General features: G+C 58.5%; 16 protein-coding genes. 12 read left to right on the forward strand and 4 right to left on the reverse strand.

The window, feature by feature from the left end; all coding sequences use genetic code 11:
- Nucleotides 1-15: 15 nt before the first annotated feature.
- On the forward strand, nucleotides 16-381 hold the full coding sequence (locus tag ACJ5NV_RS10860; RefSeq protein WP_411643704.1) for a hypothetical protein: 366 nt from the start codon (nucleotides 16-18) through the stop codon (nucleotides 379-381).
- Between the two features lie 20 nt (nucleotides 382-401).
- Here the strand turns inward: ACJ5NV_RS10860 and ACJ5NV_RS10865 are convergent, their stop codons facing one another.
- On the reverse strand, nucleotides 402-2,561 hold the full coding sequence (locus tag ACJ5NV_RS10865) for a transglycosylase domain-containing protein (RefSeq protein ID WP_411643705.1): 2,160 nt from the start codon (nucleotides 2,559-2,561) through the stop codon (nucleotides 402-404).
- Between the two features lie 145 nt (nucleotides 2,562-2,706).
- Here ACJ5NV_RS10865 and ACJ5NV_RS10870 point away from each other — a divergent pair, with 145 nt between their 5' ends.
- From ACJ5NV_RS10870 to ACJ5NV_RS10895, 6 genes are all read left to right on the forward strand, one after another.
- Complete coding sequence (locus ACJ5NV_RS10870) at nucleotides 2,707-3,228, forward strand: DUF4347 domain-containing protein (protein ID WP_411643706.1); 522 nt, start codon at nucleotides 2,707-2,709, stop codon at nucleotides 3,226-3,228.
- Nucleotides 3,229-3,426: 198 nt separating this feature from the next.
- A complete protein-coding gene (locus ACJ5NV_RS10875; protein ID WP_411643707.1) occupies nucleotides 3,427-3,765 on the forward strand; it encodes a P-II family nitrogen regulator in 339 nt (112 codons plus the stop codon).
- A 22-nt stretch (nucleotides 3,766-3,787) separates the two neighbouring features.
- On the forward strand, nucleotides 3,788-5,104 hold the full coding sequence (locus ACJ5NV_RS10880) for an ammonium transporter (RefSeq protein ID WP_411643708.1): 1,317 nt from the start codon (nucleotides 3,788-3,790) through the stop codon (nucleotides 5,102-5,104).
- 231 nt (nucleotides 5,105-5,335) lie between these two features.
- Complete coding sequence (gene dgcN / locus ACJ5NV_RS10885; RefSeq protein WP_411643709.1) at nucleotides 5,336-6,337, forward strand: N-acetyltransferase DgcN; 1,002 nt, start codon at nucleotides 5,336-5,338, stop codon at nucleotides 6,335-6,337.
- 29 nt (nucleotides 6,338-6,366) lie between these two features.
- Nucleotides 6,367-7,329, forward strand: a complete 963-nt coding sequence (gene dgcA / locus ACJ5NV_RS10890) for an N-acetyl-D-Glu racemase DgcA (RefSeq protein ID WP_411643711.1) — start codon at nucleotides 6,367-6,369, stop codon at nucleotides 7,327-7,329.
- Entirely contained in the window at nucleotides 7,326-8,192 is an 867-nt protein-coding gene (locus ACJ5NV_RS10895) for a D-amino-acid transaminase (protein ID WP_411643712.1), read from the forward strand. Before dgcA ends, ACJ5NV_RS10895 begins: the two co-directional genes overlap by 4 nt.
- Nucleotides 8,193-8,211: 19 nt before the next feature.
- Here ACJ5NV_RS10895 and ACJ5NV_RS10900 read toward each other — a convergent pair whose 3' ends face one another.
- The 3 genes from ACJ5NV_RS10900 to ACJ5NV_RS10910 all read right to left on the reverse strand — a co-directional run bounded on the left by ACJ5NV_RS10900 (nucleotide 8,212) and on the right by ACJ5NV_RS10910 (nucleotide 9,659).
- Nucleotides 8,212-8,418 (reverse strand): hypothetical protein, encoded by a 207-nt coding sequence (locus ACJ5NV_RS10900; protein ID WP_411643713.1) that lies wholly within the window; start codon nucleotides 8,416-8,418, stop codon nucleotides 8,212-8,214.
- Nucleotides 8,419-8,617: 199 nt separating this feature from the next.
- A complete protein-coding gene (locus tag ACJ5NV_RS10905) occupies nucleotides 8,618-8,911 on the reverse strand; it encodes a DUF1244 domain-containing protein (protein WP_411643714.1) in 294 nt (97 codons plus the stop codon).
- Between the two features lie 10 nt (nucleotides 8,912-8,921).
- Nucleotides 8,922-9,659 (reverse strand): N-formylglutamate amidohydrolase, encoded by a 738-nt coding sequence (locus ACJ5NV_RS10910; RefSeq protein WP_411643715.1) that lies wholly within the window; start codon nucleotides 9,657-9,659, stop codon nucleotides 8,922-8,924.
- 119 nt (nucleotides 9,660-9,778) lie between these two features.
- On the opposite strand from ACJ5NV_RS10910, the gene pyk reads away from it, so the two are divergent.
- The 5 genes from pyk to pheS all read left to right on the forward strand — a co-directional run bounded on the left by pyk (nucleotide 9,779) and on the right by pheS (nucleotide 13,391).
- Nucleotides 9,779-11,224: a pyruvate kinase gene (gene pyk, locus ACJ5NV_RS10915; protein WP_411643716.1), complete on the forward strand. Its 1,446-nt coding sequence runs from the start codon at nucleotides 9,779-9,781 to the stop codon at nucleotides 11,222-11,224.
- Nucleotides 11,225-11,233: 9 nt separating this feature from the next.
- Nucleotides 11,234-11,464, forward strand: coding sequence for a hypothetical protein (locus ACJ5NV_RS10920; RefSeq protein WP_411643718.1), 231 nt, complete (start codon nucleotides 11,234-11,236; stop codon nucleotides 11,462-11,464).
- A gap of 139 nt (nucleotides 11,465-11,603) precedes the next feature.
- Nucleotides 11,604-11,804: a 50S ribosomal protein L35 gene (gene rpmI / locus ACJ5NV_RS10925; protein ID WP_411643719.1), complete on the forward strand. Its 201-nt coding sequence runs from the start codon at nucleotides 11,604-11,606 to the stop codon at nucleotides 11,802-11,804.
- Nucleotides 11,805-11,819: 15 nt separating this feature from the next.
- The gene (gene rplT, locus ACJ5NV_RS10930; RefSeq protein WP_411643720.1) at nucleotides 11,820-12,182 is read left to right on the forward strand and encodes a 50S ribosomal protein L20; all 363 of its coding nucleotides are present in this window, start codon (nucleotides 11,820-11,822) and stop codon (nucleotides 12,180-12,182) included.
- A gap of 135 nt (nucleotides 12,183-12,317) precedes the next feature.
- The gene (pheS, locus tag ACJ5NV_RS10935; protein ID WP_411643721.1) at nucleotides 12,318-13,391 is read left to right on the forward strand and encodes a phenylalanine--tRNA ligase subunit alpha; all 1,074 of its coding nucleotides are present in this window, start codon (nucleotides 12,318-12,320) and stop codon (nucleotides 13,389-13,391) included.
- The last annotated feature ends 13 nt before the right edge of the window (nucleotides 13,392-13,404 follow it).

Below are 13,404 nucleotides of genomic sequence, written 5' to 3' on the forward strand. Positions count from 1 at the left end.
GCAAGTAGCAAGACTATGAATTCAATAAGACTATACAGCACTGCCTTTGCTGCCACACTCCCCCTTGCATTGACTGCCGGCCCTTATGACGGTGTCTACAAGCAGACCGCAAATGCGGAATGCGCGCTTGTTGGGGCCGATGGGGGGGCGGTTCGCATCGCCGAGAACATCTTTCATGGGGTCGAGATGGAATGCCGCATGACGCGCCCCATTGATGTCAATGACATGTCAGCCACGATTTTTCAGATGGAATGTTCCGGCGAAGGCCAGACATGGACAGAGCGCGCCATTCTGATGACCGATGCGGACCAAAGCGGGCTTTACATGATCTGGGATGGCTACGCCTTTCGGTATGACCGCTGCACCGACGCGGAGTCCTGAGACCCCGCGCGCGCCGCGTTTCAGTTCGAGGGGCTGTTCAGGATATTGTCCAGCAGGTTCATAACCTCTGTATCCAGAACCTCACCGCCCGGATTGGTCAGCACACCGGTGGTTTCGGGGGGCTGTGGAATTGTCATCGGCAGGGGCGTTGGTGATTTGTCACGTAGGACCTCTACCATGGTTTCACGCCAGATAGTGGCGGGCAACCCGCCGCCGGTGACGCCAGAAAGCTGGCGGTTGTCATCATAGCCCATCCAGACACCGGTCACGTAATCACCGGTGAAGCCGATAAACCATGCATCGCGCGAACCTTGTGTCGTGCCGGATTTGCCCGCGATTTCCCAGCCGTCGATCCGGGCGCGGCGGCCTGTGCCTTCTTCCACGACTTTGGTCATCATCCACGTCAGTTGGCGCGCGGCCTCTTCCCGGATGATCCGTTCGCGGATCCCGCTGTTGGTGGCGTCCATCAAGGGTGCATCGTCGCCTTGGATGCGCAGATCGGTTAACCCATAGGGTGTCACCGCAGACCCGCCGTTCAGGATGCCCGCATAGGCACCTGTCATATCAAGCAATGTGCTTTCCGACACGCCCAGCGCCAAGGCGGGACCGGCGGCCAGATCACCGTCAAGGCCGAACCCGTTGGCGACGTTGCGCACCAGTTCACGGCCCACATCCTCGGACACAAGAATGGCCGGGATGTTCCGGCTTTCCGCCAGTGCCTGCACCATGCTGACCGGCCCCTTGAAGGTGCGGTCATAGTTTTCCGGGCACCAGTCGGGAGAACCGGGGCGTTTCCAGCATGTGGGCGCATCGTCGATCATCGCGTAGGGCGACATGCCCAGATCAAGCGCTGTGGCGAAAATGAACGGTTTGAAGGCCGATCCGGTCTGGCGCAGTGCCTGCGTCGCCCGGTTGAACGCCCCGGTCGCGCTGATGTTGCGCCCGCCGACCATGGCCCGGACTGCACCGTCTGCGGACATGACCACGATGGCGGCCTGTGCCTCTGACCCTTCGCGGACCTCTTCTTCGAACACGCGGATCAGCGCCTGTTCGGCTGCGGCCTGAATGTCCTGATCAAGCGTTGTCCGGATTGTCACGTCTTCGGTGGTGTTGCGGGTAAAGAATTCTGGCCCGCTTTCCATCACCCAATCCGCAAAGAAGCCGCCGGATTGCTGGCGAGCGGATTCGGACAGGGTCGCAGGCGTAGCGCGCGCGGCCTGTGCTTGTTGGGCGGTTAGGTAGCCTTGATCCTGCATCAGGCCAAGCACGGTGCTGGCGCGGTTCTGGGCGCGTTGCAGGTCGCGGGTTGGCGCATTGGTCGACGGGGCAGTCAGCAGACCAGCCAGCATTGCGGCTTGGGCCGGGTTCACCTCGGCGGCGGAAACACCGAAATAGCGCTGGGCTGCGGCCTCAAACCCGCGGCTGCCTGCGCCAAGGTAGGACCGGTTCAGATAGATGCTGAGGATTTCCTGTTTGGTGTAGGCGATCTCCATTCCCATGGCGAAGACGGCTTCACGTGCCTTGCGCCACAGCGATGAGCGGCGGCAGTCGGCCTCATACGCGGCTTCGGTGTCCCATTTCGCCGGGTCAAAGGGCACGCCTAGGCAAAGCAGCTTGGCCGTCTGCTGGGTGATGGTCGAACCACCATGACCCGAAAGCGGCCCGCGTCCTTCGCGCAGGTTGATCCGGACGGCAGAGGCGATGCCGCGCGGCGACAGGCCGAAATGCCGGTAAAACCGTTTATCCTCGGTCGCGACGACAGCGTTATGCAGATGGGGCGAAACAGTCTCGGCTTGTACCATCCCGCCAAACTGATCGCCGCGCCATGCAAAGACCTCGCCGGTGTAGTCGGTCATTGTGACCGATCCGCGGGTGCGTCCGTCGATCAATTCATCCATCGGGGGCAGCTGCGCGGCAAAGTAGAAAGAGAAGCCCGCGATAATCAGCGCGGTGACCAACCCAACGCGCCAGCTAAAGGCCCAAAGGATACGGACCGCCCAGCGGAATGGCAGCAAAATCCAGCCCAGCGTGCTTTTGGGTTTCTGCCGCTTTGGCGCAGCCTTGCGGCGTGCGGGTGCCGCAGCTTTCCGGGCCGTCGGTTTTTTCTTTTTACCTGCACCATTTGCCGGATAGCGACGTTCGGCCACCAAAGGGGGCCGCTTTTTGCCATTTCCACTCATATTCCGCTCGACTGTCTATTTTTGTTTATTACGTTCACCCTAACCGCAATCCGCCCCTGCGACCAGACGCTTTGCAGTCAGGGAAACCTGACTGTGTCATGTGCAGAATTCGGCGCAGCATATGCGTGTTTTCAGGAGAGATTTCATGCGGATTGATGTTGTTGATACCGATGTGGGCGACGCCGGACTATTGGAGCCAATGGCGAGTTTCGCCCTGACCCATCTGGCCCGCGAACGGCGCGCGGTTGTGATGTATCTGGCGACCGATACCTGGCAGTCGATGATAGGGCATATCATTCGAACCGCCGGGCGGCGGGGCGTGATTGATGTTCTGCAAATTCATTCGCATGGCACACCGGGCACGATGTTCAGCGGGCGGCTGAATGCCCAAACCGCACAGACGCTGATCGGGGTGTTTCGACAATTGACCCCGTATTTTGCGCCAGATGGGCAAGTATTCCTGAAAGGCTGCGAAACCGGGCAGGCACCGGCATTGCTGCGTCCGCTCGCGCAGGGCTTTGGTGTCCCGGTTACGGCGGGTTTTCAAGTTCAGTTTGTCGGGGGGGCAAGCCATGATGTCTTTATCGGCGGCACGGCGACGGCGCTGCCGGGTGATTCAAGTATTTACCTTAATCGGGCGGGTATCCCGCGCCGCGCGACCCCTTAAGTAGACGTTAACCCTTACATCAACCGCCCAATAAATGGGCGGAAACGCATAAATGTGCAAAAATTGTGCAAATATGCGTGTTTTTTGGGCGTCCAGAGGGTGCCCTGACCTTGTTTGCGCCCCCTGCACAGGCTTTCCCTGTCGGTCAAGCGGGCGCTGCTAGGGCATGCCTGCGGGGAAACTTGCAAGGGGAATAACGTGAAACTCATCATTGCAACGATCAAGCCGTTTAAGCTCGAGGAGGTGCGCGAAGCGCTTACCACCGTCGGCGTGCGCGGCATGATGGTGTCGGAAATCAAGGGCTTTGGTTCGCAGTCGGGCCACACAGAAATCTATCGCGGTGCGGAATACGCCGTGAATTTCGTGCCCAAGGTAAAGCTGGAAATCGTGGTGCCGAACGGCATGGCCGAACAGGTCGTGTCCACAATCGCAGCCACAGCCAAGACCGAGAAAATCGGCGACGGCAAGATTTTCGTTCTCGACGTGGAAAGCGCCATGCGGGTGCGGACCGGCGAGATCAATGACGACGCGCTTTGACCGCGTAACGAGGAACAGAGACATGAAACTATTAAAAACACTTTCTGTTGGCGCGGGTCTTGCCCTGTTGCCGACCCTAGCGCTGGCGCAGGATGCCCCGGCCCCGACCTTTGACGAAATCGGCCCCTATATCATGACCACCCTGCTGTTCCTTGTGGGCGGCTTTCTGGTGTTCTGGATGGCGGCAGGTTTCGCTATGCTTGAGGCCGGTCTGGTGCGTTCCAAGAACGTGGCGATGCAGCTGACCAAGAACATCGCACTGTTTTCGATTGCGTCGATCATGTATTGGCTGGTTGGCTTCAACCTGATGTATCCGGGTGATTTCAACGGCTATTTCGCGCTGAACTTTGTGCCGACCGTGCTGGAACCTGTTGGGCTGTCCGCTACTGAAGCAGCGCTGGACTATGCCTCTGTCGGTTCTGACTTCTTCTTTCAGCTGATGTTTGTTGCCGCGACCGCGTCGATCGTGTCGGGCGCATTGGCTGAGCGGATCAAGCTTTGGCCCTTCCTGATCTTTGTCGTTGTTCTGACCGGTATCATGTATCCGATCTCTGGCTCCTGGCAGTGGGGCGGCGGCTGGTTGTCCGAGGCTGGTTTCTCTGACTTTGCCGGTTCGACCATCGTGCACTCTGTTGGTGGCTGGGCTGCTTTGGCTGGTGCGATTGTACTGGGTCCGCGTCTGGGCAAATACAAGGATGGCCGGGTTAACCCGTTCCCCGGTTCCAATCTGGCGCTGGCCACTTTGGGTACGTTTATCCTGTGGCTGGGTTGGTTCGGCTTTAACGGTGGGTCGCAACTGGCGGCTGGCACCGTGGGCGATATCACCGATGTATCGCGCATCTTTGCCAACACCAATATGGCTGCCGCTGCCGGTGCGATCACCGCGCTGATCCTGACGCAGATCATGTACAAGAAGGTTGACCTGACAATGGTGCTGAACGGCGCGCTGGCGGGTCTGGTGTCGATCACCGCAGAACCGCTCGCCCCAACCTTGTTCGGTGCGCTGTGGATCGGTGCTGTTGGCGGTGTGATCGTGGTCTTCACCGTGCCACTGCTGGACAAGTTCAAAATTGACGATGTTGTCGGTGCGATCCCTGTTCACCTGATTGCAGGTATCTGGGGCACAATCGCGGTTGTCTTCTATAACGCCGACGCCAGCATCGTCACACAGTTGACCGGTATCGTGGCTTATGGCGTGTTCACCTTTGTCATCAGCTTGGTCCTTTGGATTATCCTGAAAGGCGTGATGGGCATTCGGGTCAGCGAAGAGGCCGAGATCAACGGGCTCGACATGGCTGAACTGGGCATGGAAGCCTATCCTGACTTCTCGAAAGGCTGATATCCTCCTGTCAGCTTTCGAGACCAGCCCGGGCGTCAGCGCCCGGGTTTTTTTGTAAAAGCAGGGTGGATCAAGATCCACCTTACGGTTTGCACGCAAAGCTCTTCGACTGAGTTGTCAATTTATGCAAAAAATGCCCGTAATTATCGGGAAATTTGGATGAAATCACGATGACATTGCGGTGCTTTCGCGTAAATCTTGCGTAAATCAACCGCAAAACGGAGCCATCCCATGATCCAGACCCCTTATCTTCTGTTCCTCGGCGACGCCCCCGATCAACTGGCCGCAAAGGTGGCGCAGGGTATCAAGGACTGGCGTCCAGAAAATGCGGTGGGTCAGTTGAGGCTGAAAGGTTGCGGTGCCGATTTGGGCTTGAATGATTTGACCCTGGAAGAGGCCAAGGCTGCCGGTGCCCAGACCCTTGTCATCGGTGTGGCCAATCGCGGGGGGGTGATTTCACAGGCGTGGAAAGACGTATTGGTCGAGGCGCTGCGCATGGGGTTCGATGTGGCAGCCGGTTTGCACAACCTGCTGCGCGACGAAAAGGAGCTGATGTCAGCCGCGCGGGTGAATGGCCGCACACTGTTTGATGTGCGTATTCCTTCGGTCGCCTATCCTATCGCCAATGGTCAGAAACGCGCGGGCAAACGCTGCCTTGCTGTGGGCACGGATTGTTCGGTGGGCAAAATGTATACCGGCCTTGCCATGGATGCAGAGATGCAGAAACGGGGCATGAAATCCACCTTTCGCCCCACCGGCCAAACCGGCATCCTGATCACCGGCGGTGGTGTGCCGCTGGATGCGGTGATCGCGGATTTCATGGCCGGTGCGGTGGAATATCTGACGCCTGACAATGATCCCGATCACTGGGACCATATTGAAGGGCAGGGCAGCCTGTTTCATGTCTCTTATTCGGGCGTGACCATGGCCCTGATCCATGGCGGCCAGCCGGACGCGCTGATCCTGGCCCATGAGCCGACCCGTACCCATATGCGCGGATTGCCGGATTACGACCTGCCCAGCCTTGAGACCTTGCGCGATACCGCGCTGCCGTTGGCACGTGTGGCGAACCCGGCGTGCCAAGTGGCCGGGATATCCATCAATACCCAGCACATGCAGGAAGATCAGGCGCTGGAGTATATGGCAGAGGTTGAAAAGCGCATGGGCCTGCCGACAGTCGATACCTATCGCCAAGGTGCCGCCCGGCTGGTGGATGCGCTGGCAGCCCTATAAGACAGGTCGACCAAAGAGAGAGACGGAAGATGCAGATCAACGTGACGCGGGATGTCTTCCCGCTGGCGCAGGCCTTTACGATCAGCCGCGGATCACGGACAGAGGCGCAGGTGCTGACCGTGACGCTGCGCGAAGGTCAGACAGGGTGGGGCGAATGCGTGCCCTATGCCCGCTATGGCGAAACGCTGGACAGTGTGACGGCAGAGATCGCAAGCCTGCCGTCTGATGTGACCCGCGACAGCTTGCAAGGGTTGCTGCCGCCGGGTGCCGCACGGAATGCCGTTGATTGCGCACTCTGGGACCTTGCGGCAAAGCAAATGGGAAAACGGGTCTGGGATCTGTTGGATCTGCCCGCGCCGGGGGCGGAGGTTACGGCCTATACCCTATCGCTCGATACGCCCTTGGCGATGCAGCAGCAGGCGGCAGCGCATGCCCATCGCCCGTTGCTCAAGATCAAACTGGGCACGCCTGACGATATGGCCCGACTCGAGGCGGTGCGCCGGGGCGCGCCTGACGCCCGGATCATCGTGGACGCGAATGAAGGCTGGACGGCAGAGATCTATGCAGAGCTTGCTCCGCATCTGATCCGGCTAGGGGTGCAGATGGTGGAACAGCCCTTGCCCGCCGATGCCGATGATATTCTGGGCGAAATCGCCCGCCCGCTGCCTGTCTGCGCTGACGAAAGCTGTCATGACCGTGCCAGCCTGCCGGGGCTGAAGGGGAAATATGACATGGTCAATATCAAGCTGGACAAGACTGGCGGGCTGACAGAAGCGCTCGCCCTGAAAGAGGTGGCGCAACAGCAGGGATACGGGATCATGGTGGGCTGCATGGTCGGGTCCTCACTGGCGATGGCACCGGCGACGATCCTTGCGCAAGGCGTTGCCTTCACCGACCTTGACGGGCCGCTCTTATTGGCCGAAGACCGTGCAGAGCCTTTGCAATTCGATGAGCGCGGCGTGCATCCGCCCGCTGCCAACCTATGGGGATGACCATGCGCACAGTTTACGTCAACGGTGACTACCTGCCCGAAAACGAAGCGAAAGTTTCGATCTTTGATCGCGGGTTTCTGATGGCGGATGGCGTGTATGAGGTGACATCTGTTCTGGGCGCCAAGCTGATTGATTTTGACGGGCATTTCGCACGGTTGCAGCGTTCCCTTGATGAGCTGGAGATGCCGCACCCGGCCGCGCTGGACAGCCTGCTGGAAGTACATCGCGAATTGGTTCGGCTGAACGAAATCGAAGACGGGATGATCTATCTACAGATCACCCGTGGTGCGCCGGACGACCGCGATTTTGCCTTTCCCGACCCGGGCACCACAGCCCCGACGGTGGTGCTGTTCACCCAGAACAAGCCCGGTATGGCGGACAGCCCTGCGGCGAAAACCGGGATCAAGGTGATCTCTATTGCGGACCAACGCTGGGGGCGGCGCGATATCAAGACGGTGCAGCTGCTGTATCCGTCCATGGGCAAGATGATGGCCAAGGCGGCAGGCGCGGATGATGCCTGGATGGTCGAGGACGGGGTCGTCACCGAAGGCACATCCAACAACGCATATATCGTCAAGGGCGGCACCATCATTACCCGGCATCTGGGCAATGAGATCCTGCATGGAATCACCCGCGCCGCTGTTCTGCGCTTTGCCCGCGAGGCACAGATGAAGGTGGAAGAACGCGCCTTTAGCATCGCCGAAGCGCAGGGTGCGGATGAGGCGTTTATCACCTCGGCCAGCACATTCGTAATGCCAGTGGTCGAGATTGACGGGACAAAGATTGGGTCAGGTGTCCCCGGCACAGTCGCGGCGCGACTGCGTGATATCTATCTGGACGAAAGCCGAAAGGCAGCGCAATAGCGCTGCCAATACGCTGATCCTAAATATAAAAACCGGTGTTCACACCGCTTTTCATCCAGGCCCAGGCTGCAACACAGACACTCAATATGACCATTTGCAAAATGCGGCGGTATTGGCGCCGTGCGGTAATCTCGGCAGTGGTCAGGCTGGGAAGCTGAACTTTTGTTCCGTGGCAAAGTCCGGATGTGTTCGGCAGGAAAATATTGTTCTCAACATGGTCATTCATAAGAAACCCCAAAAGATTTTTAATAATCAGGCGGTGCAAAAGTTCGTTTAGTCGCAGTGTGAATAAGCACCAAGAATGAGCGGGAACTTGCCCGAAATAAGGGGATTTGCCAAGTATGGTTTATAAGACTTTATATCGTTTTTCATCAAATCTTTGAAACATAACCTCTATTAGTTGTTTCGCTGCTGTCAATACAATGTCAGCCGTGGCTTTCTTTGAAGGCTTTTTGTGCTTCAACGCTGGCTTCGGTCTGGTGTTTCACTTTCCATTCGGAAAATGGCATGCCGTAGAAGGCTTCGCGCCCTTCATCCTTGCTCATTTCGATTCCGCGCGCGTTGGCGGCTTCCTGATACCAGCGGCTCAGGCAGTTGCGGCAGAAGCCAGCAAGATTCATCATGTCGATATTCTGCACATCGGTCCGGTCTTCCAGCAAGTGCTGCTGCAAACGGCGAAAGGCGGCGGCTTCGATTTCGATACGGGTTTGGTCGTCCATTGTGTCCTCCTTACAGGCCGGATTCGGTCAGTACTTTATTTAATATAGGGGCAAGACGCGCCGCCCAAAGGGCCTGTCCCGCATCATCTGCAATCAGATCATGCCGCAGTTCGATCAGCACATTGGGGCGGCCGTGCTGCAAGGCGTGCCGGTCAACCGCATCGCCGGGCAGGTGGCCCGCATAGGGTTGGTTGTCGCCGGTACACCAGCCCGCTGCGCGGCAGGCTTGCAGAAACGGCAGCGCAAACCGTGTGTCATCAGCATAAAGCACGCCGACTTCCCAAGGACGGGGCGTGCGCCCGCGCAGACGCGGCGTGAAACTGTGGATGGCGCAGATGACAGGGTCGGCAATCTTATTGGCCAAATCCGCGTAGGCGGCGTGATAGGGGCGGTAAAGCTGCCGGATACGCGCGTCTTTCTCTGCCTGATCTGCGTTTCGGTTGCCGGGGATGATTGTCCCGTCATAAAGGCGCATCATCAGTGTCGGATCATCTTCGCCCCGGTTGGGGTCAATCACAAGGCGCGAAAAGTGCGAAAGGATCGCGGGGCTATCAAGCAGCTTTGACAGATGGCGGGTCACGCCTGCGGCCCCGATATCATATGCAATGTGGCGGTTCATATCTTCGGGGGGCAGCCCCAGATCGCCGTCATTCACCCAATGCGGCACGTGGTTCGACGCATGATCACAACTCACCAGCCAGCGGCCCGGACGGTCCGGGCCTAAGATCTCAAACGGTTCTTCGTTCATCTTGCCTGTCATTCCTTTGTCACCGCGTTTAGGCTAGTTGTTGCTGGAAGTGAATTGCGCAATAAGGGCGCGACGCAGACCGTTATCGCTAACGGTGCGACTTTGATGAAGGATAGGATATGAAACGCCACCGCAACGTAAAGATCGTCGCAACACTTGGTCCCGCCTCGAATGATTACGAAATGATCCGCGCATTGCATGAAGCTGGCGCAGATGTATTTCGTCTGAACATGTCGCATGGTGACCATTCCGAAATTAAGGTCCGGCACGACATTATCCGGCAGGTGGAAAAGGATCTCGACAGCCCGATCAGTATTCTGGCCGACCTTCAGGGGCCAAAGCTGCGTGTGGGCGTTTTCAAGAACGGATCAGAAGAATTGGTCGAAGGCGCATCCTTCCGGCTTGATCTGGATGATGCCGAAGGCGACGTGAACCGGGTCAAGCTGCCGCACAAGGAAATCTTTGACGCGCTGGAACCCGGCGCGCATCTTTTGGTCAATGACGGCAAGATCAAACTGCGGGTTAAGGATTGCGCCGCGAATTTCGCCGATTGCGAGGTTATCGTGGGTGGAACTATTTCCAACCGCAAGGGCGTGAACGTGCCCGATGTGACCCTGCCGCTGGCCGCTTTGTCCGACAAAGACCGCAAGGATCTGGAATTCGTTTGTGATCTGGGCGTTGACTGGCTGGCATTGTCATTCGTGCAGCGTCGCGCAGACGTGGACGAAGCGCGCGCATTGGTCAAAGGGCGCGCTGCGATCCTGTCAAAGATCGAAAAACCCAATGCGGTGAAATCGTTTGATGACATTCTTGACGCCAGCGACGGCATCATGGTGGCGCGTGGCGATCTGGGCGTGGAACTGCCCGTGCAAAACGTGCCCCCGATCCAAAAGCAGTTGGTGCGCAAATGCCGTGCCGCCGCAAAGCCCGTGATCGTTGCAACGCAGATGCTGGAATCGATGATCGACTCGCCGATGCCGACCCGTGCCGAAGTCTCTGACGTGGCGACCGCAATCTACGAAGGCGCGGATGCGATCATGCTGTCTGCGGAATCCGCCGCCGGATCCTATCCGATCGAGGCCGTGAATACGATGAGCAATGTCGCGTGGGAGGTCGAATCCGACCCGACCTATACGGACATCATCGAAGCGTCGCGCCGGTCCGGTGGCAAGACAGTTGCCGACGGGATCGTTTCTGCCGCGCGGGAAATCGCAGAAACAACGGACGTCAAGGCGATCTGCTGCTTCTCGCAATCGGGCACAACGGCACTGCTGGTGTCACGCGAACGGCCACGGGTGCCGATCATCGCGCTGACCAGCCATATCACCACCGCGCGCAGGCTCTGCCTGTCTTGGGGAACAAACTGCGTCGTGACCGGCGAGGTCAACCGGTTCAAAGACGCGGTGATCAACGCGGTACGTGCGACACTGGCGCAAAATCTGGCGACAGAGGATGACATGATCGTCGTCACCGCCGGTGTGCCGTTCAATACGCCAGGATCAACCAACATCCTGCGCGTGGCCCCCTGCGCGGAACGTTTGATCTATGCGGCGGATCACGAATAGGCGCGGCGCATGGAACTTGATTTTGATCTGATCTTCGTCATCGGGCTGGTCATCGCCGCCTTTGCGATCCCGTCGCTTGTCAGCGCCTTTTCTGACAGGCGCTGGCCAAAGCTGGCCGTGCTGATGTTGCTGATCGGGGGTGGGCTGATCGGATATGCGGTCAGCCAGAACCCAGACACCTATAGTGTCGCCGTGATCCCGGATGTCTTTGTCCGGGTGGTGGGCAGCTACATCAACTAAGACAGCGTGATCGGTTATGCCGGTCACAATCCGCTTGCGCCAATAGGGAATGCACCCTATACGGCGGCTCTCAACCCGCGTGGCCGGCCGGTATGGCATGCCGAGTCGCGCGTCCGACCGAACCCAAGAGGAGACGGAAATGCCGAAGATGAAGACGAAATCGAGCTGCAAAAAGCGGTTCAAGGTGACGGCCTCTGGCCGGATCAAAGCAGGTCAGGCCGGCAAGCGCCATGGCATGATCAAGCGCAGCACCAAATTCATTCGTGATGCCCGTGGCACCACGGTCCTGTCGAAGGCTGATGAGCAGATCATCAAGCCAATGATGCCCTACGCACGTTAACAGGAGGATTTTGATATGCGCGTTAAAGGTGGAACCGTCACGCACCGTCGTCACAAGAAAGTTCTCGACGCTGCCAAAGGCTATTACGATCGCCGCTCGAAGACCTTCAAGGTTGCCAAGCAGGCCGTCGACAAAGCCAACCAATATGCGACCCGCGACCGTCATAACCGCAAGCGCAATTTCCGCGCGCTGTGGATTCAACGGATCAACGCAGGTGTGCGTTCCGTGGATGAAAACCTGAACTACTCCAAGTTCATCAACGGCCTGACACTGGCTGGCATCGAAGTGGACCGCAAAGTTCTGGCCGATCTGGCCGTGAACGAACCCGAAGCTTTTGCCACAATCGTGGGCAAAGCCAAGGATGCGCTTCCTGCGTAAGGGAGCAAAAACCAGATTTTAAAAGGCGCGTAGCGAAAGCTACGCGCCTTTTTCATTTGCGCAGGGTGGCCCGTGAACCTTGCAACGGGCACCCCATTTCGCTAGCACCGCCGGGACAAACCCAAGAGGCGCGCCATGGACGATCTGAAATCCAAATACCTGACCCTGATTGCCGATGCCGCTGACGAGGCCGCGATAGAAGACTTGCGCGTGCAGGCCGTTGGCAAAAAAGGCGAGATTAGCCTACAAATGCGCGCGCTGGGAAAGATGACGCCAGAGGAACGGCAGGTCGCTGGCCCCGCGCTGAACGCCCTGAAGGATGAAATCAACAGTGCCCTTGCCGGTCGCAAGGCCGCGCTGGCCGATGCCGCGCTGGATGCCCGCCTGCGCGACGAATGGCTGGATGTGACCTTGCCTGCGCGTGACCGCCGCCAGGGCAGCATCCACCCGATCAGTCAGGTCACTGAAGAGGTCACCGCGATCTTTGCCGACATGGGCTTTGCCGTCGCCGAGGGTCCGCAGATCGAGTCTGACTGGTACAATTTCGACGCGCTGAACATCCCCGGCCATCACCCGGCACGGGCCGAAATGGACACATTTTACACCCACCGGCGCGACGGTGATAACCGCCCGCCGCATGTGCTGCGCACCCATACCAGCCCGGTGCAGATCCGTTCAATGGAAGCCACCGGCGCACCCCTGCGCATCATCTGCCCCGGCCGGGTCTATCGGGCCGACTATGACCAGACCCATACGCCGATGTTCCATCAGGTCGAAGGGCTGGCCATTGATAAAGACATCTCGATGGCCAACCTGAAATGGGTGCTCGAAGAATTCGTGAAATCCTATTTCGAGGTGGATAACGTCGACATCCGCTTCCGCGCATCGCATTTCCCCTTCACAGAACCATCGGCAGAGGTCGACATCCGCTGCTCTTGGGCAGGGGGCACGTTGAAAGTGGGCGAGGGCGACGACTGGCTGGAAATCCTCGGCTCCGGCATGGTGCACCCCAAGGTGCTGCAAGCCGCCGGGATCGACCCTGCGCAGTGGCAAGGCTTTGCCTTTGGCATGGGGATCGACCGCATTGCGATGCTGAAATACGGGATTCCCGATCTGCGGGCGTTCTTTGATTCAGACCTGCGCTGGCTGCGGCATTATGGTTTCAGCGCGCTGGATCAGCCGACGGTGCACGGTGGTTTGAGTCGGTGACATTGCCATCCAG

The sequence above is a fragment of the Loktanella agnita genome (assembly GCF_046640325.1).
In the GTDB taxonomy this organism is placed as follows: Bacteria; Pseudomonadota; Alphaproteobacteria; order Rhodobacterales; family Rhodobacteraceae; genus Yoonia; species Yoonia agnita.